We start from the raw sequence: 25,612 nt of genomic DNA, 5'->3' as shown, positions 1-25,612 counted from the left end.
TTGAATCGCCCGTTCCTCGTTGCCCAGATCAGCGACCTGCATCTTAAAGCCGGTCAGCGCCTCACTTACGGCGTGGTCGATACCTTGGGCGCATTGCGCCGCGCTGTAGACCACCTGAATGCCAGCCAGCCACGCCCCGACATTGTGGTCATCAGCGGCGACCTGGTGGACTTCGGTCGCGCCGATGAATACGCCGTGCTACACCCCGAACTCGCACGCCTGCACATGCCGTGCTACTTGGTGCCGGGCAACCACGACACACGTGGGCCGTTGCTCGATGCGTTCCGTGACCACCGCTACTTGCCGGCCTCGGCAGACGGCCCGCTGGATTGGGTGGTGGACGAGTATCCGCTGCGCCTGATCGGCCTTGATTCCACCATCCCCGGTGGCCACGGCGGGCAGTTGTTGGACAGCCAATTGCATTGGCTGGATGAGCAATTGGCGCTGCACCCTGACGCGCCGACCTTGCTGATCCTGCATCACCCGCCATTTATCAGCGGTATCGGCCATATGGACCGCGAGCCGTTCCTCAACGCAGCTGCGCTGGAGCGCGTCGTCGCCCGTCATCCGCAAGTCGAGCGTCTGCTCTGCGGGCATCTGCACCGGCCGATGCAGCGGCGTTTCGGCGGCAGTATGAGTTGTGTGTGCCCGGGCACCTCCCACCAGATCGTGCTGGATTTGCAGGAGGCTGCGCCAGCGCATTTCAACCTGGAGCCGGCAGGTTATTTGTTACATCGTTGGGACGTGCAGCAAGGGTTGGTCAGCCATAACGGCGTATTTGGGGAGTATCCGGGGCCGTACCCGTTCTATGACGCCTATGGCTTGATTGACTGAACGATGTCTCGCTCTTCTGTGGAAAGGGGCGGCTGCGCTGCCCCTAGAGATGTCGCCTGACTAACGCACGGCCGTGGTCCAGCTACGCCCGTCATCGTTGGATTGCAGCAGACGGCCATTGACCAGCGAGGCGAACACCCATTTGCCGTCGCGGCTGTAGAAGAACTCATTAACAAAGGTCGGTGAGAGCGTGGTCGTCTCAGTCCAGGTCGCCCCCGCGTTTTGCGTGTAGGCCATGCGCATATCGGAATAGAGCACATAGTGCAGGGCGACGCCGTTGTTCTTGTCCCTGAAGTTGGAGGCAAACATATACCGCGTGTGTGTCGAGTCTTGCCAGGTCTTGCCGCGGTCATGGCTCTCGTAGGGGTTGTAGATCATGGTTGCCGCGCAACTGCAATGCAGCACGCCATCGTTGGATGCCCAGAACAGAGAAATGCCACCCGGCAGTGGGTACAGCGTGGACTGGCGGCTTTCAAGGTTCAGCACGCCAACCTGAACGCCTGGCACCGAGCTGACCAATTCGTTGCCCAGCAAGTAGGATCTCGGCGGGAACAGATAGGTCAGTGCGCGCATGGATGATTGCTGTTCATAACGTGCCAACTGCGTCCAGTGATTACTGCCCAGGGCGGCGCTATGAATGAAGATGCTTTTGCCACGCAGCGTGGTTGCTATGACCTGGTCCTTCCATTGATGCAGGTTGCCGACCACGCCAAAAGGTAAATTGCCGCGGATGGATCGCCAGTGTTTTCCCTGGTCGTCCGATTGCAACAAGGTGCCCAATTCTCCCCCCGCCAGCCAACTGCCCGAGGATGTGACGAGCGTCGCTTCAAGCGCGTTGCGTACCCCCACATCAAGCGCGGTGGCGGCCTGACCTGGCGTCCACTCATAGACTACGCCGTTGGCACTGCCGTAGATGAACGTGTCGTGGGTGGTCTGCTGAAGGGACATGGCGCCAAAGCTGGCGCTTTTACTCAGTTCAAACGCGCTCGTCATATCAGCCGGTACGGTTTGGCTGTCCCATGACAGCACAGGTTTTGCGAGCAGTGGCGCCAGCCCCGGCAATAACTCAACGACCCGCTCGCGCGTCGACTCGGCGGAGGGCGCCAGGCTATGTGCGGATAACAGGCGATCTTTTACCGGGGTCTGCACAATCACCCCCAAGTCGGTCAACTGACCGCTTTGTACGGTAAAACGGCTGAAGTTCGCACCGATATTCGCTTCATTGCTGACACACATTGCGCCGCATTGACCGGCGTTGAACTGTACCAACCGATAGCTGCCCGCAGGCAGTGAGCCCGCGTAGAGGGCGGATCTGGAGGAGGCTTCTTCGTTTTTAGACAGGGAGAATTTGTCGCCGTGCTCACCGTTGGGGCCGCTCACGCGCTCAAGCGTGATGGTTTGCCAGTTCTTGAAGAAAAAGCTGACGTGTTCGCTGTTGACCAGAATCTGAACCATGACCGCGCCGTCAGACGCATTTTCTATTTTTGCGTCGCGAGGCTGGATTTGCGCACAACCTGTGAGTAGCACAAGCAGGAATAGCAGGCAGCGTATGTTCACCGGGAAAGTCCTTTTTCGGGGGGCGCTCTATGGCGGCTAAATGACCTGATCAATATGAGTTTGAAGAGGTAGAGGCATTATGGCATCAGTCTGTGCTCTTTCAAGTCAGGTACTACATGAGCAGAAAATGACGTGCAATACAGAGATTTGTCTCGACCACAAACGTACAAGATTGCCCACCAACCGCCTGCGTAGACTCATTGCACTTTCTCTCATGCAGGTCTTCCATGGACATTTTCCTCTACGCCTTCAGCGTCATGTACAGCCCCGGCCCCGTGAATTTCATGGGGCTCAACGCGGGGCTTACCGGTCAGTTCCGCCGCTCCACCGGCTTTTTCATCGGCGTGGGCTGCGCGATGATGTTGCTGTTCGTTGTGTTCGGCTACACCGGCGAGGCGATCATTTCCCAGGCGGCGTTGCCGTATATCTCGTTGATCGGCGGGGTGTACACGCTGTATCTGGCTTACCAGGTGTTTACCGCACGCACGGTGGTGGATGAAACCCGCGCACCGGCCAAAACCCTCACGTTCTGGAACGGCCTGGTGATCCAGTTGCTCAACCCCAAGGGGATCATGGCGGTGTTGCCGATCACCAGTGTGATGTTGCCGGCGGCGCATATCACTGGGGTGTCCATCGCTGCGGTCTCGGCGGTGTTGGCCTTTGGTGCGTTCGGTGCGCCATGGCTTTACTCATTGCTGGGGGCGGTGCTGGGGCGGCGGATCAACGGGGCATCGGCGTTCACCTTGTTCAACCGCAGCATGGGAATCGCGCTGGCGGTGTGTGCGTATTTCATGTTTCACGCGTTCTATGTGCATCTGATCTCAACATGAGTAGATCTTGTGATCATCTAGAATAATATGAGTTTGTCTCACTATCAGTACCTGCCGACAATAGCTGCCATACAAAACGACATTTGGAGTTGTAAGTCATGGCAGTCGCTCATTCCCTGGGATTTCCGCGCATTGGACGCGATCGTGAACTGAAAAAAGCGCAGGAAGCGTTTTGGAAGGGCGAGCTCGACGAGGCCGGCCTGCGTGCCGTTGGCCGTGACCTGCGCAAGGCGCATTGGGACCTGCAAAAGCAGGCCGGCATTGAATTGCTGCCGGTCGGCGATTTTGCCTGGTACGACCAGGTGCTGACGCACTCGCTGATGTTCGGCGTGGTCCCTGAGCGTTTCCGCCCGGCTGATGGCCAGGCCACGCTGCAAACCCTGTTCGGCATGGCCCGCGGCGTCAGTGACAGCTGCTGCGGCGGTGCCCACGCCCAGGAAATGACCAAGTGGTTCGACACCAACTATCACTACCTCGTGCCGGAGTTCAGCGCCGACCAGCACTTTCACCTGGGTTGGGACCAGTTGTTCGAAGAAGTGCAGGAAGCGCGCGAGCTGGGTCACAACGTCAAGCCGGTGGTGATCGGCCCGTTGACTTATCTGTGGCTGGGCAAGGCCAAGGGCGGCGATTTCGACAAACTCGAATTGCTCGATCGATTGCTGCCGCTATACGGCCAGATTTTCCAACGACTGGCCGACCTGGGCGTGGAATGGGTGCAGATTGACGAGCCGATTCTTGTGCTGGACCTGCCCCAAGAGTGGAAAAACGCCTTCGAACGGGCCTACAACCAGATCCAGCGTGACCCGCTGAAAAAACTGCTGGCGACCTACTTCGGTGGCCTGGAAGAAAACCTCGGCCTGGCCGCCAACCTGCCAGTCGACGGGCTGCATATCGACCTGGTGCGCGCACCGGAACAGTACCCGACCATCCTCGACCGTCTGCCGGCTTATAAGGTGCTGTCATTGGGCGTGGTCAACGGCCGTAACGTCTGGCGTTGCGACCTGGAACAAGCCCTGGCCACCTTGCAGCACGCCCATGAAAAACTCGGTGATCGCCTATGGGTTGCGCCGTCCTGCTCATTGCTGCACAGCCCGGTCGACCTGGGTCGCGAAGACAAGCTGGATGCCGAGCTGAAAAGCTGGCTGGCCTTCGCCGTGCAGAAGTGTGCTGAAGTGGCGGTGTTGGCCCAAGCGGTCAATGCGCCCGAAGCATCAAACGTGTTGGCGGCATTGGCACAGAGCTGTGCGGTGCAAGCCGCTCGTGCTGCCTCTGCGCGTATTCACAAACCGGCGGTACAAGCCCGTGTGGCGGCGATTACCGCCCGGGACAGCCAGCGCCAATCGCCGTTTGCCCAGCGTATCGAGAGACAGCGCGCCGGCCTGAACCTGCCGCTGTTCCCGACCACCACTATTGGTTCATTCCCGCAGACCGCGTCGATTCGCCTGGCGCGCCAGTCGTACAAGGCCGGCAAGTTGAGTGAAGCCGAATACGTTGAAGCGATGCACAGCGAGATCAAGCACGCCGTCGAGGTGCAGGAGAATCTTGGCCTGGACGTACTGGTGCACGGTGAAGCCGAGCGTAACGACATGGTCGAATATTTCGCCGAGCAGTTGGATGGCTACGTATTCACGCGCTTTGGCTGGGTGCAGAGCTACGGTTCGCGCTGCGTGAAACCGGCGGTAATTGTTGGCGACCTGAGCCGCCCAAAGGCGATGACCGTGGAGTGGATCCGCTACGCCCAAGGCCTCACCTGCAAGGTGATGAAGGGCATGCTGACCGGCCCTGTGACCATGCTGATGTGGTCGTTCCCGCGTGAAGACGTGAGTCGCGAAGTGCAGGCGCGGCAGTTGGCGCTGGCCATTCGTGATGAAGTCGTTGACCTGGAAGCGGCGGGTATCAAGATCGTGCAGATCGACGAAGCCGCGTTCCGTGAAGGCTTGCCGTTGCGTCAGGCGCAGTGGCAGCACTATCTGGATTGGGCCACCGAGGTGTTTCGCCTGTGCGCCAGCGGCGTGCGTGATGAAACCCAGATCCACACCCACATGTGCTACAGCGAGTTCAACGATGTGATCGAGAGCATTGCGGCGATGGATGCCGATGTGATCACCATCGAGACATCACGTTCGGATATGGAGTTGCTGGAGGCCTTTGAAGCCTTCGCTTACCCGAATGAAATCGGGCCGGGTGTTTATGACATCCACTCGCCACGGGTGCCGGAGGCTTCAGAGATGGCGAACTTGCTGCGCAAAGCGGCCAAGCGGATTCCGGCCGAGCGGTTGTGGGTGAACCCGGATTGCGGTTTGAAAACGCGGGGTTGGCCGGAGACGGAGGCGGCGCTGATTCACATGGTTGCGGCCGCTCGCCAACTTCGTACCGAACTGGCCTGATTCCAAGGTCTTGCACGGTTCAAATGTGGGAGGGGGCTTGCTCCCGATGGCGGTGGATCAGTCAGCTTATCTGTAGCTGACCCACTGCCATCGGGAGCAAGCCCCCTCCCACATTTTGGCCTGCGTTGGGTCAGAGGTATTTGAGCCAGGCCAGGTCGCGGCGCCGAGCTTTCAGCCCCGCAAACCAACGCACCGGCACGTACAACGCCAACGGCAACAACAGCGCCACCAGCCACACCGCGCCAATGCTGTCAAAACCAAAGTAGTTGCCATGGTTCAGGCCAAACACCGCCAAGCACGCCACATACAGCACTTTCAGCACATACAGGTGCAGCAGGTAGAAGAACATCGGCGCCGCCCCGAACGTGGCCAGCACTGCAACCCAACGCTTGTGCCCCGCACGTTCAAACGCCAGCAACAGCAGCAACCCAATCCCCAGTGTCAGCGCCAAAAACAACAGCGAAGGCGGGTACTTGGTCACGTTGAAAAAACTCATCAACGTCTGCACGCCGCTGTCATAGCTCTGCCAAGGCTTCTCACCATAGCCATTAAGCGCACGCAATAGGCCAAACCCCACAAGCGCCCCCACTCCCGCCAGCAGCAGATAACGCTGACGCAGCGCCGACGGCATGCCATTGGCAAACCACGGCCCCAGGCCATAACCCAGGGCAATCACGCCGATCCACGGCAGCACCGGGTAGGTAACGCGCAGGCGCAGGGTGTCGCTTACGTCGATCCAGCTACGTTCATGCAAAATCGCCCACAGGTTTTGAGCAGCCGAGCCCGGTGCGAAGTGCAGGCCATCCAACAGGTTGTGCCCGCCAATGATCACAATCGCCAAGCCGATCAACAGCGGGCGCGGCAACCACACCAGCGCGGCCAGGGCGAGCATGCTCACGCCAATGGCCCAGATCACCTGCATGTAGATCACGCTGGGCGGCAGTTGGAAGGTCCAGGCGAAGTTGACCAGGGTGAATTCCAGCACCACCAGGAACAGCCCGCGCTTGAACAGGAAGGCCGACACGTCGCGTCGGCCCTGGTATTTCTGGCCGTACAACCAGGCGGATAAACCCGTGAGTAATACAAAGACCGGTGCGCACAGGTGGGCGAGGGTACGGCTGATAAACAGCGCAGGCTCGGTGCTGTCGATGGTCATGGGGTCGCTGACCTGGCGGTGCAGCAGGAAGGTCTCGCGCACGTGGTCCAGCAACATAAACAGAATCACCAAGCCACGCAGGGCATCGATGGAGAGCAGGCGTTGGCGCAAAGGAACAGCATCGGTCATGGGCATGATCACAGGGCAGGGCGAAAAAGGAGTGTTATCGTATAACATTAATCTGCACGTTGCCGCGATTCGTTGTGTAGATGGCAAGCCAGCTCCCACAAGGGGGGGCTCGTCGTATGCTCGATTCTGGTAACTTCAGCAAAATCGCTTTCACAGGCCATCACCATGACTACCCCAAACGCTGTCATCACCTTCTGGCAAACCGCTGGCCCCAAACGCTGGTTCGCAAAAGACGAGGCCTTTGACGCGAGCTTTCGCGACACCTTCTACACCACCCACCTCCAAGCCGCCCGCCGTGAGCTGGAACATTGGCTCGACTCGCCAGAGGGTGCCCTGGCCCTGTTGATCCTGCTCGATCAATACCCACGCAATGCCTTTCGCGGCACCGCCCATATGTTTGCCACTGACCCGCTGGCACGGCTATATGCCGCGCGCATGGTGGATGCCGGGCTGGACTCATTGGTCGAACCGGCCTTGCGTGCATTCTGTTATCTGCCGTTCGAACATTCGGAAGACCCGGCAGACCAACAGCGCTCCCTTGCCCTCAATCAGCAATTGGACGCCAACACCTACCACTGGGCCAAGGAACACGCAGACATCATCGAGCGTTTCGGGCGTTTTCCCCATCGTAATGAGGTGTTGGCCCGTGTCAGTACCGGGGCGGAATATGCGTTTCTCAATGCGGGTGGGTTTGCCGGTTAAGTCACTATTCCCAAGGGGAATGCCCCTATAAAAACCCGCCATTGTCTTTCCCGCCGCCGATCTCGTAGCGTGGGCTTTCACTCAAGGAGACCCGCCATGAACACACCCGCGTTGCGCCTGTACGTCGATGCCCAGTTCACCAGCCCGTATGCCATGTCGGTGTTTGTGGCCCTGCGGGAAAAGGGCCTGGCCTTCGATACCGTGACCTTGGACCTCGATGCCGCGCAAAACCAGACGGCAGGCTTCGCCACGCTGTCCCTGACCCGGCGCGTGCCCACGCTGGAGGAGGGCGACTTTGCGCTGTCGGAGTCGTCGGCGATCACTGAGTACCTGGAAGAGCGTTACCCCGATACGCCGATCTATCCGACCGAGCCCCGGCAGCGGGCGAGGGCACGGCAGGTGCAGGCCTGGCTGCGCAGCGACTTGCTGGCGATTCGTCAGGAGCGTTCGACGCTGGTGGTGTTCTACGGGCAGAAGAGGCCGCCACTGTCGACCGAGGCCGAAGTGGCCGCTGCCAAGTTGATCAGTGCGGCGCAGGCCTTGTTGGTGGGTAACCCGGCTTACCTGTTCGGTGAGTGGTCGATTGCGGATGTGGACCTGGCGGTGATGCTCAATCGCCTGATCCTCAACGGTGACAGCGTACCCGCCGAGTTGGTGGCCTACGCGCAGCGCCAATGGCAACGGCCGTCGGTGCAGGCGTGGGTCAACCTGACGAGGCCAACACTCTAAAGGTTTACAGCCATTCCTGGGCCACGCGGCGGTCCAGGTCTTCCCAATCGGCCATGCCCAGTACCCGCGTGGTGTTCAAACCACGCAGGTAACCGCGCAATTGCTGGGCGTTGGCGAGAGTTTGGTCGGCGTCGGCCGTTGCGTCTTGCAGCACGTTTTCATAGTCGACCAGGTAGTCGGCGACCCGCTCGCGAAACTCCGGCAAGACAGCTTCGCGGATGCGGTCGAAGGTTTTCTGGTGGGGCTTCATAGCGAGGTCCTTATAGATTTTATGGGTGCACTATCGGTTCAGATAATAGTCACCATCACGGATCGCAAGTTCTGTTTTTTCGGGAAAAGCGCAAAATTGCTTCATCGAAACGCAGCTCAAGGAAATGCGCGATGAAGACGATTATCCAATTCGCTTTAATGGCCCTGATGCTGGGCACTGTCGTCATCAATAACGGCGCAATCGCGGATGAATTGCATAGTAGCCATTTGCTACCGATTGGCGCTAGCGTAGACTCCCTGCAGCATGCGCAGTCAGTGGGTGTGTTGTTGAGCGATAATACCCGCGACAACCTCAGTTACCTTTAACGCTACCACGACATGGCCTTGAACGGCGCCAAGGACGCTCTCGACGAGCGCATCCGCCAGGCGTTCGTCAGCAGTTCCGACCCGGAACTGGCCATTGATTGGTTGATGAGTTCGCTGCAAGGCACCTTTTTGTCGGTCACGGTCTACGACAACCTGGACGCCCTGGTGCAGGCTCACCCCGATGTGGTGGTGATGCTCGACACCCATAACCAACTGCTGACCCAGCGTAACGATGTGGTCGAGGCGCGTTTTATTGCGCGGTTCTACGATGCGAACCTGCAATACATCGCCAAGGCCGAGGGCTCAGTGCACAAGCAAGTGCCGTCGGTGTGGGTACACGACAAGGCCGCGCCGGAAATTGCCGCGCAGATCGAGCAGCAGCGTGATGTGCAGCGCGATGCCTTGAAGCAGTTTGATGTGTCGCTCAAAGCCTTGGTGCGTGCGGGTTGATGTGAACTTTTATCTTTATCTTCAGGATTTCTTCATGCGTTCTTTTTTTGTACCGGCCCTGGCCTTTGCTTCCCTGTGGCTGGCCGGTTGTGTGTCTTCCCCTAACGTTCCTACCCTGACCCTGCAAACCACAAAAGCCCCTGAGGCTTATGCGCAGTGTGTGGTGGGCAAGCTGGAAAAACACGGGATCACGTCGACCGTGACCCAGAACTCGCGTCACGCCAAAGTGGTGCTGACCAGCAAGATCGCGGCCGATGATGTGCTGGAGGCCTACAAGGCTCAGGAGGGCGGCAAGGTGTTTTTGTATGAGCGCAAGCCGCTGGCGTCTGCGCTCACGCCGTCGCGGCTGGAACTGGCAGCACAAGAATGTAAGTAACACACGAGGCTAAATGTGGGAGGGGGCTTGCCCCCGATAGCGGTGTGACAGTCACAGATGCTCTGACTGATCCACTGCCATCGGGGGCAAGCCCCCTCCCACATTTTGACCTGTATACGGCCTAGGGTTTGGCTTCGTTGCTGAAAGCATTGACCGTTTTGACCAACCCCTGCGCCGCCAACTTCACCAACGCCCCACCTTTCTCCACCGTCGCCAACGCCGGGTCCGAGCCCATGCGCCCGTCGGGGAAGCGTGCACGGAAATCCAGTGCTTCACGGATCGGCCCGGTATTGGCGATCTGCGGTGAGTACTCGGCGGTCTTGATCGAATCCGGATACGCCCACTGCGTCACCGCAATCTCCGACGGCGTGGCATGGCTGCCATGGCCCACGGGAAATTGCTGGTGAGCCAGGTCGTTGACGCCTTCCAAATCCCACCAGTTCACCAGCTTCAAGGCGAACCCAGCCGGGCGGCGGGCGAAACTGGCTTCGGCGTACAGCTCGGAAAACGCCGCTTCAATCGTCGCGATATTGCCGCCATGGCCGTTGAGAAACAGGATCTTGTCAAAACCATGCCCGGCCAGCGAGCGCACCCAGTCGCCAATCGCGGCGATAAAGGTGGAAGGACGCAGGGAAATGGTGCCGGGAAAGCCCAGGTGATGCTGGGCCATGCCGATATTGAAGGTCGGGCCGATCAGAATGTCAGCGTTTTTCTGCGCCTCGTGCGCAATGATTTCCGGGCACATCCAGTCGGTGCCCAAGAGGCCGGTAGGGCCGTGCTGTTCGTTGGAACCAATGGGAATCACCACCGTGCGGCTGCGTTCCAGAAACTGCCCGATCTCGATCCAGGTGGACGTGTGTAGAAGCATGGGAGGTTCTCTTAATCTATGGGGACAGGCTATCCGCCACGGATTGTACGACTACTCGCCACCTGTTGGGGTTTGCAATTGAGGTACGTCGAGGACTTCAACCAGCGCTGGTCGGGGTACCACGAAAACATGAATTGCCCGTCCTTGAGCTTATCGACCACCTGGCGCGCCACTTGCGGACGCACGGCCGGGCAACCCTGGCTGCGGCCGATACGGCCTTCGCGCTTGCTCCACAGGGGGCTCACGTAGTCGGCGGCGTGGATCACGATGGCGCGGTCGCGGGCCTGGTCGTTGAAACCCGGCTCCAGGCCATCCATGCGCAGGGAGTAACCGTGGGTGCCCAAGTAACTTTCCTGGGTGCGGAACAGGCCCAGGCTGGACTGGTGGCTGCCTTCGCGGTTGGAGAACTCGGTGGCGAAGTTTTCCCCGGACTTGGCGCCGTGAGCCACCAGGTCACGCAGTACCAGGGTTTTCTTGCGCAGGTCGAAGATCCACAGCCGACGGGCGGTCGAAGGCTGGGAATAGTCAATCACCGCCAGGCGGTCGGAACGTTCTTCGCCATTACTGACCGCACACTGCACCGCGCTCAGGGCGCTTTTGAGTACAGTGGGATTGAGTTCTGGAGCAGAGCGCGCCAGGCTGCTATACAAGGAAGGAGGGTTGCCATTGGCGGCGAGCGCAGAATTGCTCAATAACGCCAGAGTCATGGTAGCCAGGCCAAGCCGGCACAAAAAAGTCAGCATCTGCAGTACATCCCCCCGCTGCGGATTGGAGTTAAGCCAAGTGTTCAAAAAACACGCATGTTACTTGAGCATTTGCCTGCTCGTTGCACCACTGGTCGCGACAGCCGACGAGCTACCCGTTGAGCCCTTGCCGGTGACGACACCGGCGCCCGTGGATTTGGCGCCCGTGCAACAGGCTTTGGCCCAACTGCCCAGCGTTTGTCCCCACTTGGCGCCGCACATCGACGCCACCGCGCAACTGCGCTTGCAAGCCTTTTACCAGCAGCAGGGTAATGCGCCGCTATGGTCTGCCGAAGATCGGCGCCAGGATTTGCACACCCAGGTACAGATGCTCGCCGACGACGGCCTGGACCCCACCCACTATAGCCTGCCTGCGTCAGACGCCACGGCCAACGTGCTGTGCAGCGATATCGACGTCAGCCGCCAGTACCTGCAAGCGCTACAGGACCTGCACTACGGGCGCCTGCAACAGTCGCGCTTCGAGCCGCTGTGGCATTCCCAGCCGCCAGCACGCGACCCTAACATCGAGGTGCTGGCGTTCGCCGCCACCGGCCTACAAGACATGGCCCAAGCGTTCGACCAGGCACGCCCCAGCGCCGATCTTTACCGCAGCCTGCGCAATGCCTATTCCACCGTACGCCGGCAGCCGTTGCCCCACTGGGACCCGGTCACCGCTGGCCCGCTATTGCGCCCCGGCATGGAAGACCCCCGTGTACCTGAATTGGCGCGGCGCCTGGTCAGTGGCGGTTACCTGGCCACTGTGCCCAGCGGCAAGCAATACCGCGACGAGCTCGTCAAGGCCGTCAAGGTGTTCCAGCTGAGCCACTCGTTGCAGGCCGACGGCGTGATCGGTGCCGGCACCGTGGCCGAGCTGAACATCAGCCCGGCGATCCGCCGCGAACAATTGCGCATCAACCTTGAACGCTTCCGTTGGCTGGCCCAGGACCTGGAGCCCGAAGGCGTGCTGGTCAACGTCGCGGCCGCGCAACTGAGCGTGTACCAGAGCGGCATACCGGTGTGGCAAACCCGCCTGCAAGTCGGCCGCGCCGAGCGCCAGACGCCGTTGCTCAAGTCACGCATCACCCGGCTGACCCTTAACCCCACGTGGACCATCCCGCCGACCATCATGCGCGAGGACAAACTCCCGGCGATCCGCCTTAATCCCGAATACTTGCGCCAGCAAAACCTGCAAGTACTCGATGCCGAAGGCCACCCGTTGGCCCCCGAGCAAATCGATTGGGCGCGCCCTGGCAATATCCTGCTGCGCCAGGAGGCCGGCCCGCGCAACCCGCTGGGCAAGATTGTGATGCGCTTTCCCAACCCGTATTCGGTGTACTTGCATGACACGCCGAGCCAGCCATTGTTTACCAAGGGGCCGCGGGCGTTCAGTTCGGGGTGTGTGAGGGTTGAGCAGCCGTTGCTGCTGCGCGACCTGCTGGTGAGCCCGGCCGAGCGGGCGCGCACCGATGAGCTTCTGGCCACCGGTGTGACCCATGAATTCAGGTTGGCTACGCCGGTGCCGGTGCTGTTGAGTTATTGGACGGTGGAGGTCGACCGCCAGGGTGGGTTGGTGTATGCGCCGGATATTTATGGGCGGGATTTGGTGCTCATGAAAGCCATGGGCAGCGTTCTATAAGTCTGAATCGGGTCAAAAATGTGGGAGGGGGCTTGCCCCCGATAGCGGTGGATCAGTCAGAACATCAGTGACTGATACACCGCTATCGGGGACAAGCCAGCTCCCACATTTGACCGAGTTGAACCGTTATTTTGGAGACCAGGTTCGGTCAAACAGTGCTGCCAAGGCCGCCTGATGGCTGATGCCGATCACCGTGCAGTTCGGCAACTCCTCACGTACCAACACCAGCAATGCCCGCGCACTCACCTCATCCAATTGATTCGTCGCCTCATCCAGATACAAGGTATCCGGCGCATACAACAACGCCCGCGCCACGCCGATGCGCTGCTGCTCACCGCCGGACAATTCCCGCGACCATTCCACCTGCTCATCCAGGCGTCGCACCAGGGCCGCCAACCCCACCTGCTGCAACACCGCCAACAACCGCACCGCACTCGGCACCTCAACCGCCGGATACGCCAACAAGTTACGCAACGGTATGCTCGGCAAATAGGGCTTCTGCGGCAGTAACAGGCTGCGCCCCGGCGGCAGTTGCCAGCCACCGCGACAGTACGGCCAGATACCTTGCAGCGTGCGCAGCAAGGTCGATTTGCCGATGCCACTGCGTCCGGCAATCAACAGCCATTCGCCTTGGGCCACTTGCACCGACACATCCCCCAGCAGTACCCCCGCGTCCGGGCGCAAGACGTCCAGGCCATTGATGCACAGGCAGTCGCCGATCACCGGGGCTTTGGCCTGGCAACGGCTCGCGGCGATGGCCTGCTCGAACTGCCCCAGCCGCTCCACCGCCGAACTCCAGTGCATCAGCTTGGGGTACAGCTTGATAAACCAGCTCAGTGAACCGTGCACTGCACTGAAGGCGTTACGGATTTGCATCAAGCCGCCCAGCGTGATGGTCTTGGCCAAAAACGCGGGCAGGGCGGCGAACACCGGGACGATCAGGCTCGCCCGTTCATAGCTGACGGTGAACAAACTGAGGTTGCGCTCGCGGCCCATCAACTGGCGCCAGTTGCGGGCAATTGCCTGGAAGCGCTCGGCCAAGTGCTGGCGTTCCACCCCTTCGCCCCGGTACAGGGCGATTTGTTCCGCGTGCTCGCGTTTGCGCAAGAGGCTGGCGCGAAAGTCCGCCTCAACGTGCTGGCGGTCTACATTCAAGCGGTGCAACGGGCGGCCGACCCAATGAGTGATCAGGCTGCCGGCCAGGCTGTAGAGCAGCACGATCCACACCAGGTAGCCCGACAGCGTGATGCTGTAGCCACCGAGACTGAACGTCTGCACCCCGGACAATTGCCACAGGATGCTCATGAATGCGCCCACCTGAGCCATGTTGATGATGAACGAGGCCACCAACTCCACGCTCAGGTCGGCAACGATGTTCACGTCTTCGGCAATGCGCTGGTCGGGGTTGTCGGGCTCGCCCGCCAGGCCCAGGCGATAGAACGCCTGGTCTGCCAGCCACGCGTGGGTAAAGTGCTCGGTCATCGCTTGGCGCCAACGCAGCACCAAGGCTTTGCGCACCCAGTCCAATGCGACCACGATCACCACATAGGCCCCCAGGTACAGCACGTAGCGCCCCATCAGCGCATATAAGGCGCTGGTGTCGAACTCACCGAGGGTGTCGTAGAAGGTCTTGCTCCAGGCATTGATCAACACGTTGATCTGCACGATCAACAGGCCCATGCCAATGATGCCCGCGAGCATCAACCAGCCCAGCCATTGCGAGCCCTGGCGCCAGAACGGCGCGGCCAGGCGGTAGAAGGTACGCAGGCTTTTCACTGGGCATCCGCCTTGGGCAATACGCGCAGCAGCACCTGGTTAGCCACCGGGAATATCTGGCCTGCCAAGGGTTTGAGCGACTCGATGCGCATACCCTCTGGCAGTCGGGTCTGGCTACTCAGGTAGCGTGGGTCTTGCCATTGGCGTTCACTGAGTAACAGGCGGCGCCATTGGGTGGCGGGGTCGGTGCGGCGCTTTTGTTCCTGGCGGCGCAGTTCGTTGCGTGCGCTGGCGACCCATTGGGCATCCACTGAATCGCCCAACTGCGCGAGGGTCTGTTGGGCCATGGCCCACAACTCGTCGGCACGCTGCGGGTCGCAGGTGAAGCTCAGTTGGCTTTCGATGCGCTGGGTGTCCGGGTTCAGTTCGCTGTCAAACCGCAGGCGATACACACCGGAGGCCTCGCCACGCAGGCGTTGTTTAAGTTTCTGGTTGGCCAGTTCACGCAGGGCGGCGACACGGGCAGCGGCTTCGGGAGACCAGCGTTGTTCACTGAAACTGCTGGCTTCCAGTACTACCCGTGGCTCCAGGGCGACGGCAATGTCGGCGCGGCGTTGACCGGGCTGTTGCAGGGCGGGGCGGGTAGGCTGAGCAGCGCCACGCGGGATATTGGCCAACTGTTCACGCACCAGCGTCTCCAGTTGCGCCGGATCGATATCCGCCATCAGGTAGAAGGTGACCGGGGCGTTGACCAGTTGCTGCCAGTCCTCGGTCAGGGTGCTCGACTTCAGTGGCTCCAGTGCTTGCGGGTCGGGGTTCTGCCAAGTGTCGGCACCGTAGCGTACGTGACGTCGGGCAGTTGCAATGGCATCTGGACGAGTGCTTGCCCGTGACAGCAAATCCTCCCGGGCTTCGCTGAACAATGCATCGTCGATAACCGCGCCGACCTGGTTCTGGCGGTAGCTTTGCATCAGTGTCGTCAAGGCACTGAGAGACGGCTGGCTGCTGGCGCTCAGTTGCAGGCGCGTGGCGCTGTGTTCGAGGTTGAAGGTTGCGTCGTGGGTTTTGCGCCATGCCGCCAGACCTTCGGCACCCCCTTCGTTACCCAGTTGCGCGGCCATCTGCACGCGCCAGGCGGGCACGTCGCTGCGGTTGAAGCCTGCGGCGGAGTCTGCTTGCAGGCGCCACTTGCCGTCTTCGGCATTACGGCGCAGCCATACCAGGCGGTCTCCGTTGCCCAGCTTCCAGTGCTCGACGTGTTCCGCCGCGAAGCTGCGTTTGCCCAGCACCTTGCCTGGCTGTGCGGCAGGCGGGGGCGTGAACGTGACGCTCGGCGGCTCTACCGGCGCTGCGGTTGCCGGTGACGCCAGTGAAGTCTGGGCGATGGCGGCGCGCAGTTGCTGTACTTCGGGCACCGTCGGCAAACGCACAGCGCGGCTGCCCGGCGCGGTGAACTGCAGCACCTGGTCGGGGCTGTCGAGCCAGCGCTTGAGTCGTGCATTGAGGGCGGCAACGTCGATGCTGTCCAGGGCCTGCAACGTACGTCGGGCGATCTGATGCGGTGCTACCACGGTGCGGTTCTGCACGGCGGCGTCGTTAAGCGACGTTACCCATTGCTCGAACGTGCGTGACTCATCCTTGGCCAGCATACCGTCAGCCAACTGGCCGATCTTGGCCTGTTCGCGCGCCAGGTCCTGGGCGGTGAGGCCGTGTTGGCGCAGGCGTTCAAGCTCGGTCAGTACTTGCTTCAAGGCTTCGTCGTGATGGTCGCCTTCGACGCTGGCAGCCACACCCAATACGCTCGATTGTTCGCCAATGAGGGTTTTTTGTGCGGTAAGGCTGCGCACGCCGGGTTGCAGCGGTTGCAGGCGTAGTTGGGTCAACAGCGCGGCCAGGGTCATGCGGTCGATCAGCCGCTCGCGGGCGGCTTGGGCGGTGGAGCCACGGCTGAGCGGCTCATGCAGGCGAAACAGCAGCGACACTTGGTTGCTGCCGGTTTGCGGGTCTTGCAGGCGGAAGATTTTCAGGCGGTTGTCGAGGGGCAACTCAAGGTGATCACGCTCGGGCAGTTCCTGCGCCACGGGGCCGCCGAATGCCTGTGAAATCTGTTGTGTGAGCTGTTGCGGGTCGAAGTCGCCGACCACCGACAGGATCATGTTGTTCGGCACATACCAGCGCTGTTGAAAACGCTGCAAGGTACTGAGGGAAGCGGTCCGAATCGCGGCTTCGTTGCCGATGGTGCGGTGCTGCGGGTAGCGCGAGCCCACGCGCTGAGTCGCCGCGCGCTGATCATTCATGCGTTGCGCCACCCCCAGGCCGCCGCGCCATTCTTCGATCACGATAGGGCGTTCGCGCTCAAGGTCGAGGGCGGTGTAGTCGCCGGCAAACACGAGTTGCGCGAGCTTTTCCAGGGCCAACGGGGTTTGTGTGCTGCCGGCCATGGGGCTGAGCAGGTATTGGGTGCGGTCGTAGCTCGTCACGGCGTTGAAGTTGCGGCCCTGCACCCAGCCGAGTGCGGTCATCTGTGCGCGCAGGTCGGTGGCCTGGCCTGCGCGGCTGCGAAAGGTCAGGTGTTCGAGCATATGGGCCACGCCGACTTGATCGTCGTCTTCGTCCACGGAGCCGGCGCGCACGGTCAGGCGCAGGTCCAGGCGCCCGGCCTGGCTGCTGTCGCGCACCAAGCGATATTCCAGGCCATTGGCCAATTGCCCGCGCACCACGTGCGGTGCCCAGGGCAGCGGCGTCTCGGTCACGGGCGATGCGCAGGCGCACAGCAGCAGCGGGCCGAGCAGGCCAGCAAGAATCTTGTTCATCAGGGTATCCAGGCTAAACGGGGGATGAGTTAGAAGCGGTAACCGACTTCCAGCCAGTATTGGCGGCCGACTTCATAGGTGACGGTGGAGCTGCCACTGCCGACGATTTCGTTGACCTGGTCAGTGACGTTGGTGATGTCCACGGCGGCGAACAGCGCCTGGTCCTTGCCGGTGGGAATCTCCCAATCGATGCGCATGTCCCAGGTGGGGGCGGCCTTGACCTTGGCGGCCTCATAGACCGCAAGGTCTTCGCCATTGACGGTGACGATGTCGTCGGTGCTGACGATTTGCTCATAGGCCCCGCGGTAACGCAGGAAGTTGCTGATCGTCAGGTTCCACTGCGGGATTTCGGTGATGGCGGTCAGTCGCGCGGTCCATGGCCGGTTGAAGTCGCTGGCCGGCAATTCGCTGTAGGCGATCTGCTTGCCGTCGTACATCACGTCTTCGTTGGCGTATTGGTCGGCGGTGATGCCTGACTCGTAGGTGCCGTAAGCGTCCTTGGTGCGCGACCAATCAAACGCCGCCTGCAGGCTGGTGCGCGTGTTTTGCCAGCGAAATTCATGCTTGGGGGTGATGCTCAGCGTGATGTTATCGCTCTCGCTGGAAGCCTTGTTGGTGTAGGTGTAGTAGATGCTGTCGAAGCCAGCCTCCGGGCCCAGCCCGAGCACGCGGGACGAGGCCCTGCCGATCTTGTCCTTGCCCTCGCGGTGTACGTATTTGAGGCGAAAGTCGCTGTCGAGCCAGACTTGATCCAGCCCCAGGGTCAGTTCGTCGTCGTAGGGCACTTTGAGGTCGCTGAACTTGTTCAGGTTTTCGGTCTTTATCGCCGTCCAGGCGCCGCCTTGGGTGGTGCGGGTATAGCGGGTGTTGAAGCCCTGGCGACCATCGGCCAGGCGGTATTTGAACAGGTTGCGTCCGTAGTAACGGTTCAAACCAAACACCATTACCGTGCTGCGATCGCCGAAGAAGTCGTAGTCACCTGAGAAGCGCGGCGCCAGGTTTTGCTGCTTCATGTAGTCGTCGCCTTCCAGGCGCAGGCCTGGACGCAGACCCAGTTTGCCAATCTGCATCGTGTCCTGGATGTAAAACGCGTACTTGTTTTCCACCATGTCCAGTTTGCCGGCGCCGTAGACGTTACGGGCGTTGGCCCACTGGCGGGTGTTGCCGTTGATCAGCAGGCCCACAGAGCACAGCGGGTCGTCGTTGATGCAACTCACTCCGTCATCGCGTCGTGTGATATTGGCCGAGGTGGCCTCGGTGGCGCGTTCCCAGGTAGCTTGCGTGCGCGTCAGCTCCATACCGCTGACGAGCGCGTGTTCGGCGCCGCCCCAGTTGAATGACTGCCAGTCGGTCTTGAGCCGGTAGTTGATACCGCGCTGGGTCTGATCGAGGCTGCCGTAGGAGCCTTCGCCACTGCGGGAGGTCGCGCTGGTAGGGCGGCCCCAGTTCTTCACGCTGGAGTAATACCAGGCGATGGCGTTGTCAGACTCCGCCTCGCGTGAGCTGTTGACGTCGGTCAGCGCCAGGGTGTGGGTCCAGCGCGCCGAGTCGCCTTCCCATACGGCTTTGAGCGAACCCTGCCAGCCACCGTTGATGTTGGTGAAGTTGGAGTTCTTGTAGTTTTCGCGAAAGTAGGTGTTTTCCTGGGGCGCCTTGATAAAGGTAGTGTCGAGGCTGAGACGGTCGTTGACGTTCCAGTAGGTGTTGAGCATGTAGTTATCGAGCTGGCGCGTCTGGTCTTCGCGGTTGTCACCGTTCTCGCTGGTATAGCCGCCCTCGTACTTGTTCAAGGGGATCACCGAGCGCTTCTGCGAGAAGCTCAGCATCGCGCCGAAGTCCTCGGTCAGGTGGCCTTCCAGCCGGCCGCGCAGGGTGGTCTTTTCGAACTCGGGCTGGTACTGCTCGTTGGAGGCATTGTCGAAGTTGGCCTGGTCTTTCTCGGTGATGTGGTATTTGGTCCACGCCGAACGGCTCATCGAATACGACAGCTTGCCGTGCAGGTCCTGAGTGGGGCGCCGCGTGATTGCATCGACCACGCCGCCGTTGAACCCCCCGTATTCGGCTGGTACGTTGCTGTCGTAGACCTTTACTTCTTCCAGCAGGTCGGCGTCCAGGGCGATGCCGTGGGAGCGGCTGGGGGCGGCATCGAACTGGCGCGTTTCGCCATAGCCGTGGGCGCCGGGGTCGAGGTCGTTGTTGATCGAGATGCCGTCGATCATGAAGTTGTTCTGGTAGAACTTGGCGCCGTTGATGCTGATATCGGCCGGGTCGATTTCGCCGGGTGCGTTGGACTTTTGCTGCGAGCCGCTGAACTGCACGCTGGGGTGCATTTGCAGCAGGGTGGTGATGTCACCGTTGGCGCCGGGGAATGCTTGAATCGCCTTGTGATCGATTACCGTGGCGCCCTGGAACGAGTTTTCCGGGGTGAAGCCCAGCACCACGGTGCTGTCGAGCATCAACGTTTCACCGGCAGCGCTGGCTGGCAGGCGATGGAATACCAGCGTGTCGCTGTCATAAGCCCAGCCGATACCGGTGCCTTGCAGCAAGTAGGCGAGGGCGGCGTCGTTGCTCATGTCACCGTTCACGCCTGGCGAATTCACACCCTTGAGCAGTTGCGGGTCGACGCTGATCTGCTGGCCGCTCTGCTGACCAAAGGCAATCAATGCGCCGGCCAGCGATTGGGCCGGGATGTTGAAGCCGCGCATTGAGCTGGCTGTCGCCTGAGGTTGCGAAAACGCCTGGGGCACCACGGCCAATGCGCAGCAAAGGCCGAGCAAGCCGGCGCCCGCGCTTTTTTTTAGACGCAGCGGCCACGGGCCGCGCTGCCCAGGCAAGCGGTGAAAGGTGTGAGTCATGCAAAAAGTCCCCGCGCCGATCAAGAGACCGGCCAGTCAAATGAATACGAATAAATCTCAATTGCTGCGCGCGGGACAGAAGACGGGACAGCGCGGGGAATTTTCAGGAAAAAGATGAAATATTTTTAAAATCAGCAAAATTACTTGCTCAAGACCAGCAGCCAGGGGCTGTAGGCCGTGACTTTTGCGCCATAGGGTTGCAGCACGGCTTGCAGCGCCGCCTGGGGTTTGCGCAGGTCGTACACGCCTGTGACCCGTTGTGCGCCGAGCTGTTTGTCGCGCAGCACGATGATGCCGGGTGTGTAGCGGCGTAATTGTGCGAGCACGTCGCTGATGGGCAGGTCGTCGGCGATCAGTTGGCCCTGGCGCCAAGCGGCGGCCTGGCTGGGGGAGAAGGCGGTTAGTTCGCCACGTCCGATGCGCAAGGTGAGGCGTTGCCCCGGCACCAGGCTACCAAGTTGGCGGCCGGCCTGGCGCTCGTTCACGTTGACCGAGCCTTGTTGCACAGCGACGCTGTCTTGTTGGGTGTCAACGTTGAACGCGGTGCCGGTAACGGTCACCTTCAACGTTGTGGTCCACACATGAAAGGGTTTGCTCTTGTCCGGCATCACCTTGAAAAACGCTTGGCCGGTGAGCAGCTTTACGTCGCGGTGGGTGCCGGCGAAGTCCACGGCAATGGCGGACTGGCTGTCCAGTTGCACCACGCTGCCGTCGCTCAAGGTGATGTCGCGGGTTTCCCCGGCGCCGGTGCGGTAATCGGCCTGCCAGCGCAGCAACAGGCTGGGGGCCAGTGACACCACCAGGCACGCAGCGATGGCGGCGGCTACCCAGCGGCGGGTGCGTCGTGGGCGGGCAATTGGGCGGGTGATCGGGGTGACCGGTGTGGGCCATTGCTGCGCTGTCGTCGGCGCCAGTTGCCCGGTCAGTTGCCACATGCGCTGGGCCTTGCGGTAGGCCTTGGCATTGGCCTCGTCAATAGCGCACCACTGAGCCAGTTGAACCTGCAAATCCGCATCCTGCGGGGCTTGTTGCACGCGCAGCAACCAGTCCAGGGCCTGGTCGCGGCGGGCGTTGGCGCAATCCTCGGTGGGCATGAACGGGGCATCTCCGCTAGCAAAAATCGGCGGGCAGCTTCCCATGGAATCGCCCTTGACTGCAAAAGACGCGGCAGCGGCGGGTTTTTTCAGAAAATCAGTCATCGTCCGGCTCCAGGCAGTCCATGCAATGGCGCAGGGCGTCGTGTACCAGTTGATGGACCAGTGCCGTCGACACCCCCAGCTCAGCAGCCACCTGTTGCAAGGTGAAGCCGCCCAGGCGGTGCATCTCGAAGGCTAGCCGTGTGCGCTCGGGCAACTGGGCCAGGGCGCGGGCGATGGCGTGCAGTTCGTTCTGGCTGCTCACTTCACGTTCTGGCGAAGCGCTGCTTGAAGGCAATTCGTTGAGTAGCTCATCGCCGCCCGGCTGCACCCGTTCGGTGGCGGTGCGGCGTGTGAGGTCCAGGGCGAGGTTGCGCACGATGCGGTACAGGTAACTGGCGGGGTGGCGGATATCGGCCTGCGCGTCCTGGCCGCTGAAACGCAACCAGGCTTCCTGCACCACATCTTCGGCGCGGGCACGACAGCCGACGATGGGCGCGGCATAGTCCAGCAGCGCGGCCCGGTGGGTTATGTAAAGCTGGAGTTTTTCATCCGCCAAGAGAGTCAGCTGCCTGCGCGCGACTGTGCGACCGGGCACAGACTGGTAAGTGGGAGGGCGCGGAGTTTAGCTGTGGTTGATAATGGTTATCAATAAGTAGGATGTTTTTAATGCGTGCGTAGGATTTGATGAAGGTATCCTGCTCTTCACTTCAACTGAAGTCAGGACCGCCCATGCCCTTGCAGTTCGTGAAAATGCACGCCCATGGCGACGATTTCATCATCATCGACCGTCGTGGCCTGGATGACCCCATTAACGCAAAAATTGCCCGGCAATTAGGCAACCGCCACACCGGTATTGGCTTCAATCAACTGGCCGTGGTGCTGGACTGCGAAGACGCCGCCGCTCGCATCAAATTCTGGAACCCCAACGGCACGCCACTGGCCACGTGCGGCAGCGCCACCCGTGGGGTGGCTGATCGTCTGATGCATGAAACCGGTAGTGACTCGGTGGTGCTGCGTACTGATCGTGGATTGCTGACCTGTGTGCGACAGCCAGGGCGGCAGGTGTCGGTAAACATGGGCGAACCGTCGCTGGAGTGGTCTGCGGTACCGTTGGCCGAAATCATGGATACGTTGATTTTGCCGATTGAAGGCGACCCAACGGCGTGCAGCATGGGCAATCCCCATTGCACGTTTTTCGTCGAAGACATCCATGCTATCGATGTGGCGAGCGTCGGCCCTGCACTGGAAATTCACCCACTGTTTCCGGCCAAGACCAATGTGCATTTTGTACAGGTGCTCGATCGTGGCCACATCCGCCTGCGCATCTGGGAGCGTGGTGGCGGTGTGCCGTTGGGCTCTGGTTCATGCTGTTGCGGGGCGGTGGTCAATGGCATTCGTCGCGGGTTGCTGGATACCACGGTGCAGGTGCAATGCGACGGCGGCAGCGTGACCGTGCACTGGGCGGGTGAGGGCGGCGTGGTGTTGACGGGGAGTGTGGAGCCGGTGATGCAGGGCAGTGTCTTTGGTCTTGGCTGAATAAAGCTCGACAGCTCCCACATTTACATCGCGTACACCTGCTTGAAATGCGATCAAGTGTGGGAGCTGGCTTGCCTGCGAAAGCGGTGGTTCAGGCTTAACATCTCTATCGCCCATGCCGCCGCTTTCGCAGCCTCGCTAACGCTCGACAGCTCCTACATTTGCTCCGCATACGGTTTACCAGCGGTAGGTGACTGACCCCAGCAAGCTGCGCTCATCGCCATAGCGGCAGGTGGTGTTGCAGTACAGGTATTTCTTGTCGAACACATTCTGTGCCTTGGCCTGCACTTGCCAGTGGGCATCCACGTCGTAGCTGATTAGTGCGTCCACCAAGGTGTAGGCCGGCAGCTTGCCGTCGTAGACGCTTGGCGTGGTACGGGTGGTGCCGGTGTAACGCGCGCCGCCGCCGATGCGTACCTTCTCCAGCCCCAGGCTGGCCAGGCGGTAGCTCGCCCAAACACTGGCGCTGTGGTACGGAATGCCTTCAATGCGTTTACCGACGTTGCTCACGGTCTGGTCTTCGAGCACATGGGTGTCGGTGTAGGCGTAGCCGGCGCTCAGTTGCAGGTTGTCGGTGAGGTCGCTTTTGGCCTCCAGTTCCAGGCCTTTGGTGCGGGTCTTGCCGTATTGCACGTAGGTGTTGGTGAGGCTGTCCAGGCTCAGGGAGTTGTCTTGGTCCAGGCGGTAGACGGCGGCGCTGAGCAATGTGTCGGTGCCGGGCGGTTGGTAGCGTAGGCCTACTTCGTATTGTTCGCCTTCGAGCGGCGCAAACGCGTTGCCGAACGCCGGGTTACTCACGCTGGCTGGCTGGAACGACTGGCTGTAACTCACGTACGGCGCCAGGCCGTTGTCTGCCAGGTACACCAGGCCAACCCGGCCGGTGGCTTTCTTGTCGCCACGGGTGGCGCGAGCATCGGTGGCAAAGGTGGTGGTGACACTGTCGGCCCAATCCTGACGACCGCCCAGCAGCAGTACCCATTTATCGTTATAGGTGATCTGGTCTTGCAGGTAGATGCCCGCTTGGGTGCTGTGCAAGTCCGACCCACTGTCGGCGGCGGTATTGGCGCCCACGCCGGTGTACTGCAGCGTGGCCAGGTTCAGCGGCGGTGCCAGTTGTGCGGCGGTGGCGCTGATGTAGCGATGAGAGTCGTAAGTCTTGTGGTAGTAGTCCACGCCTACCAGCAATTCATGGCGCCAGGCGCCGCTGTCCAAGGTGTAGCTGAGGTTGTTGTCGCTGGTCCAGCCGGTGGAACGTTCCTGGCGATCACTGTAGCGACGGCTCAACTGCGTGCCGGAAATGGCCACCGGGATCAGGTAGCTCCAGTCGGTGTTGGCCTGGAAATAGCGCAAGCTGTGGTTCACCTTCAACGCATCGCTGAACTGGTGCTCGAACAGGTACCCCAGCGTGTCCATGCGGTTGTTGAAATGGTCATAACCCGGCTCGCCCACGAAATCATTACGCCCGATCTTGTAGCCCGGCGTGTTGCTGTAGGTGCTCATGCGATAGCTCATGGGCGGGGAAAAGCCGGTGTAGGTTTCCTGGTGGCTGGCCAGTACGGTCAGCGAAGTGTCGTCGTCGGGCTTCCAGGTGACGGCTGGGGCGATGTAGCGGCGGTCGTCGTCAACGTGGTCTACCTGGGTGTCACTGTCACGCCACAGCCCAGTCAGGCGATAGCTGAACTGGCCCTGCTCATCCAACGGGCCACCGAGGTCGAGGGTGTATTGGCGACGGTTGTAGTTGCCCACTTCAACCCCGACTTCGTGCAGCGGCGTATCCGTAGGGCGCTTGCTGACTGTGTTGATCATGCCGCCTGGCGACAGTTGGCCGTAGAGCACCGAAGAGGCGCCCTTGAGCACCTCGATACGCTCCAGACCATAGGCCTCGACGCTGCCGTCGTAGGGGTTGGACTGCAATTTCATGCCGTCGCGTAAAATCCCGCCGGTACCGGCGCCCACATTGAAACCACGCAGGGTGTAGTCATCCGCTGTGCGGCTGAAACTGCTGGGCTGGCTGCTGAAGCCAGGGGTGTATTTGAGCGAGTCCGAGAGGTTATCGCTCTTGCGCTCGTCGAGTTCGGCGCGGGTGACCACCGACACCGATTGCGGGATTTTCACCAACTCGGTACGGGTCTTGGTACCGGCGCTGGAACGCTGGGCGACGAAGTGTTGGTTGTCATCGCCAGCCTGCACGCTGGCACGGCCGTCGATCGTGATCGCGTCCAGGGTCACGCCTTCGCCGCCGGCCGGTTGCACGCTCAAGGCGCCGCTGGTGGTGATGCGCACGCGCAAGCCGGTATTTTGCAAGGCGTTGCTCACGGCTTCGGGTGCACTGAAGTGACCGCGCACGGCATGGGCCTGGCGACCGTCGACATCAGCTGGAATAAACAGCACTTGGCGCCCACTCACTTGACCGATCTTGATCAAGGTCGTTGCCAACGAGCCGGCGGGCAGGTCGAAGTCTTGCGCGGGTTCGGCAGCCAGGGCGGCGCAACTGAGCAGGCAACCGCCGATCAATAGCGGGAAGAACGTGTTCGGGTGCATGGTGGGACTCTCTGGACAGGGCGCATTCGGCGCGTTTCT

The 25,612-nt window shown here is 61.0% G+C and carries 19 protein-coding genes and 1 pseudogene; 9 read left to right on the top strand and 11 right to left on the bottom strand.

Annotated elements, in window-relative coordinates; translation table 11 throughout:
- Nucleotides 1-834 carry a phosphodiesterase gene (locus tag ICY20_RS26310; protein WP_194939062.1) on the top strand — a complete coding sequence of 278 codons (834 nt, stop codon included), beginning with the start codon at nucleotides 1-3 and terminating at the stop codon, nucleotides 832-834.
- A 60-nt stretch (nucleotides 835-894) separates the two neighbouring features.
- On the opposite strand, the gene ICY20_RS26305 is transcribed toward ICY20_RS26310, so the two are convergent.
- Nucleotides 895-2,289, bottom strand: a complete 1,395-nt coding sequence (locus ICY20_RS26305) for a WD40/YVTN/BNR-like repeat-containing protein (protein ID WP_194939034.1) — start codon at nucleotides 2,287-2,289, stop codon at nucleotides 895-897.
- 329 nt (nucleotides 2,290-2,618) lie between these two features.
- Between ICY20_RS26305 and ICY20_RS26300 the strand changes: the two genes are divergently transcribed.
- A complete protein-coding gene (locus ICY20_RS26300) occupies nucleotides 2,619-3,221 on the top strand; it encodes a LysE family translocator (RefSeq protein ID WP_159962763.1) in 603 nt (200 codons plus the stop codon).
- A gap of 98 nt (nucleotides 3,222-3,319) precedes the next feature.
- Nucleotides 3,320-5,608 (top strand): 5-methyltetrahydropteroyltriglutamate--homocysteine S-methyltransferase, encoded by a 2,289-nt coding sequence (metE, locus tag ICY20_RS26295; RefSeq protein WP_194939033.1) that lies wholly within the window; start codon nucleotides 3,320-3,322, stop codon nucleotides 5,606-5,608.
- A 130-nt stretch (nucleotides 5,609-5,738) separates the two neighbouring features.
- On the opposite strand, the gene ICY20_RS26290 is transcribed toward metE, so the two are convergent.
- Nucleotides 5,739-6,893, bottom strand: coding sequence for a DUF1624 domain-containing protein (locus ICY20_RS26290; protein WP_194939032.1), 1,155 nt, complete (start codon nucleotides 6,891-6,893; stop codon nucleotides 5,739-5,741).
- A gap of 165 nt (nucleotides 6,894-7,058) precedes the next feature.
- On the opposite strand from ICY20_RS26290, the gene ICY20_RS26285 reads away from it, so the two are divergent.
- Nucleotides 7,059-7,595 (top strand): DUF924 family protein, encoded by a 537-nt coding sequence (locus tag ICY20_RS26285; protein ID WP_194939031.1) that lies wholly within the window; start codon nucleotides 7,059-7,061, stop codon nucleotides 7,593-7,595.
- A 96-nt stretch (nucleotides 7,596-7,691) separates the two neighbouring features.
- Nucleotides 7,692-8,324, top strand: coding sequence for a glutathione transferase (gene yfcF, locus ICY20_RS26280; protein WP_194939030.1), 633 nt, complete (start codon nucleotides 7,692-7,694; stop codon nucleotides 8,322-8,324).
- 4 nt (nucleotides 8,325-8,328) lie between these two features.
- On the opposite strand, the gene ICY20_RS26275 is transcribed toward yfcF, so the two are convergent.
- Nucleotides 8,329-8,574, bottom strand: coding sequence for a hypothetical protein (locus ICY20_RS26275; protein WP_159963305.1), 246 nt, complete (start codon nucleotides 8,572-8,574; stop codon nucleotides 8,329-8,331).
- A 131-nt stretch (nucleotides 8,575-8,705) separates the two neighbouring features.
- On the opposite strand from ICY20_RS26275, the pseudogene ICY20_RS26270 reads away from it, so the two are divergent.
- Together ICY20_RS26270 and ICY20_RS26265 are read left to right on the top strand one after the other, a co-directional pair.
- Nucleotides 8,706-9,350, top strand: a pseudogene (locus tag ICY20_RS26270) (ATPase).
- A gap of 34 nt (nucleotides 9,351-9,384) precedes the next feature.
- Nucleotides 9,385-9,726, top strand: a complete 342-nt coding sequence (locus ICY20_RS26265; protein WP_159963307.1) for a hypothetical protein — start codon at nucleotides 9,385-9,387, stop codon at nucleotides 9,724-9,726.
- A 121-nt stretch (nucleotides 9,727-9,847) separates the two neighbouring features.
- Here ICY20_RS26265 and ICY20_RS26260 read toward each other — a convergent pair whose 3' ends face one another.
- On the bottom strand, nucleotides 9,848-10,594 hold the full coding sequence (locus ICY20_RS26260; protein ID WP_194939029.1) for a creatininase family protein: 747 nt from the start codon (nucleotides 10,592-10,594) through the stop codon (nucleotides 9,848-9,850).
- A gap of 29 nt (nucleotides 10,595-10,623) precedes the next feature.
- A complete protein-coding gene (locus ICY20_RS26255) occupies nucleotides 10,624-11,337 on the bottom strand; it encodes a murein L,D-transpeptidase catalytic domain family protein (protein WP_159963309.1) in 714 nt (237 codons plus the stop codon).
- Between the two features lie 40 nt (nucleotides 11,338-11,377).
- On the opposite strand from ICY20_RS26255, the gene ICY20_RS26250 reads away from it, so the two are divergent.
- Nucleotides 11,378-12,973, top strand: a complete 1,596-nt coding sequence (locus ICY20_RS26250) for a L,D-transpeptidase family protein (RefSeq protein ID WP_194939028.1) — start codon at nucleotides 11,378-11,380, stop codon at nucleotides 12,971-12,973.
- 126 nt (nucleotides 12,974-13,099) lie between these two features.
- Here the strand turns inward: ICY20_RS26250 and ICY20_RS26245 are convergent, their stop codons facing one another.
- From ICY20_RS26245 to ICY20_RS26225, 5 genes are all read right to left on the bottom strand, one after another.
- On the bottom strand, nucleotides 13,100-14,749 hold the full coding sequence (locus ICY20_RS26245; RefSeq protein ID WP_194939027.1) for an ABC transporter ATP-binding protein/permease: 1,650 nt from the start codon (nucleotides 14,747-14,749) through the stop codon (nucleotides 13,100-13,102).
- Nucleotides 14,746-17,502 carry an insulinase family protein gene (locus ICY20_RS26240; RefSeq protein WP_194939026.1) on the bottom strand — a complete coding sequence of 919 codons (2,757 nt, stop codon included), beginning with the start codon at nucleotides 17,500-17,502 and terminating at the stop codon, nucleotides 14,746-14,748. Before ICY20_RS26240 ends, ICY20_RS26245 begins: the two co-directional genes overlap by 4 nt.
- 29 nt (nucleotides 17,503-17,531) lie before the next feature.
- Nucleotides 17,532-20,357 carry a TonB-dependent receptor gene (locus tag ICY20_RS26235; protein ID WP_194939025.1) on the bottom strand — a complete coding sequence of 942 codons (2,826 nt, stop codon included), beginning with the start codon at nucleotides 20,355-20,357 and terminating at the stop codon, nucleotides 17,532-17,534.
- 140 nt (nucleotides 20,358-20,497) lie between these two features.
- Nucleotides 20,498-21,556, bottom strand: a complete 1,059-nt coding sequence (locus ICY20_RS26230) for a FecR family protein (protein ID WP_228758597.1) — start codon at nucleotides 21,554-21,556, stop codon at nucleotides 20,498-20,500.
- Nucleotides 21,549-22,052, bottom strand: coding sequence for a sigma-70 family RNA polymerase sigma factor (locus ICY20_RS26225; RefSeq protein ID WP_194939024.1), 504 nt, complete (start codon nucleotides 22,050-22,052; stop codon nucleotides 21,549-21,551). The genes ICY20_RS26230 and ICY20_RS26225 overlap by 8 nt, the downstream gene beginning before the upstream one ends.
- Nucleotides 22,053-22,225: 173 nt before the next feature.
- Here ICY20_RS26225 and dapF point away from each other — a divergent pair, with 173 nt between their 5' ends.
- Entirely contained in the window at nucleotides 22,226-23,032 is an 807-nt protein-coding gene (gene dapF, locus ICY20_RS26220; protein WP_194939023.1) for a diaminopimelate epimerase, read from the top strand.
- 177 nt (nucleotides 23,033-23,209) lie between these two features.
- On the opposite strand, the gene ICY20_RS26215 is transcribed toward dapF, so the two are convergent.
- A complete protein-coding gene (locus ICY20_RS26215; RefSeq protein ID WP_194939022.1) occupies nucleotides 23,210-25,573 on the bottom strand; it encodes a TonB-dependent siderophore receptor in 2,364 nt (787 codons plus the stop codon).
- Nucleotides 25,574-25,612 lie beyond the last annotated feature (39 nt).

Origin of the sequence: Pseudomonas pisciculturae, assembly GCF_015461805.1 — a bacterium.
GTDB classification, from domain to species: Bacteria; Pseudomonadota; Gammaproteobacteria; order Pseudomonadales; family Pseudomonadaceae; genus Aquipseudomonas; species Aquipseudomonas pisciculturae.
Note: the sequence above shows the minus strand (reverse complement) of the source record. Positions and strands in the feature narration are given on the sequence as shown.

Bases quoted from the DNA above. Each gene is read 5' to 3' on its own strand.
- ICY20_RS26305 (WP_194939034.1), bottom strand. From the start codon at position 2,289: ATGGTTCAGATTCTGGTCAACAGCGAACACGTCAGCTTTTTCTTCAAG.
- ICY20_RS26300 (WP_159962763.1), top strand. From the start codon at position 2,619: ATGGACATTTTCCTCTACGCCTTCAGCGTCATGTACAGCCCCGGCCCC.
- metE (WP_194939033.1), top strand. From the start codon at position 3,320: ATGGCAGTCGCTCATTCCCTGGGATTTCCGCGCATTGGACGCGATCGT.
- ICY20_RS26290 (WP_194939032.1), bottom strand. From the start codon at position 6,893: ATGACCGATGCTGTTCCTTTGCGCCAACGCCTGCTCTCCATCGATGCC.
- ICY20_RS26285 (WP_194939031.1), top strand. From the start codon at position 7,059: ATGACTACCCCAAACGCTGTCATCACCTTCTGGCAAACCGCTGGCCCC.
- yfcF (WP_194939030.1), top strand. From the start codon at position 7,692: ATGAACACACCCGCGTTGCGCCTGTACGTCGATGCCCAGTTCACCAGC.
- ICY20_RS26275 (WP_159963305.1), bottom strand. From the start codon at position 8,574: ATGAAGCCCCACCAGAAAACCTTCGACCGCATCCGCGAAGCTGTCTTG.
- ICY20_RS26265 (WP_159963307.1), top strand. From the start codon at position 9,385: ATGCGTTCTTTTTTTGTACCGGCCCTGGCCTTTGCTTCCCTGTGGCTG.
- ICY20_RS26260 (WP_194939029.1), bottom strand. From the start codon at position 10,594: ATGCTTCTACACACGTCCACCTGGATCGAGATCGGGCAGTTTCTGGAA.
- ICY20_RS26255 (WP_159963309.1), bottom strand. From the start codon at position 11,337: ATGCTGACTTTTTTGTGCCGGCTTGGCCTGGCTACCATGACTCTGGCG.
- ICY20_RS26240 (WP_194939026.1), bottom strand. From the start codon at position 17,502: ATGAACAAGATTCTTGCTGGCCTGCTCGGCCCGCTGCTGCTGTGCGCC.
- ICY20_RS26235 (WP_194939025.1), bottom strand. From the start codon at position 20,357: ATGACTCACACCTTTCACCGCTTGCCTGGGCAGCGCGGCCCGTGGCCG.
- ICY20_RS26230 (WP_228758597.1), bottom strand. From the start codon at position 21,556: ATGACTGATTTTCTGAAAAAACCCGCCGCTGCCGCGTCTTTTGCAGTC.
- dapF (WP_194939023.1), top strand. From the start codon at position 22,226: ATGCCCTTGCAGTTCGTGAAAATGCACGCCCATGGCGACGATTTCATC.
- ICY20_RS26215 (WP_194939022.1), bottom strand. From the start codon at position 25,573: ATGCACCCGAACACGTTCTTCCCGCTATTGATCGGCGGTTGCCTGCTC.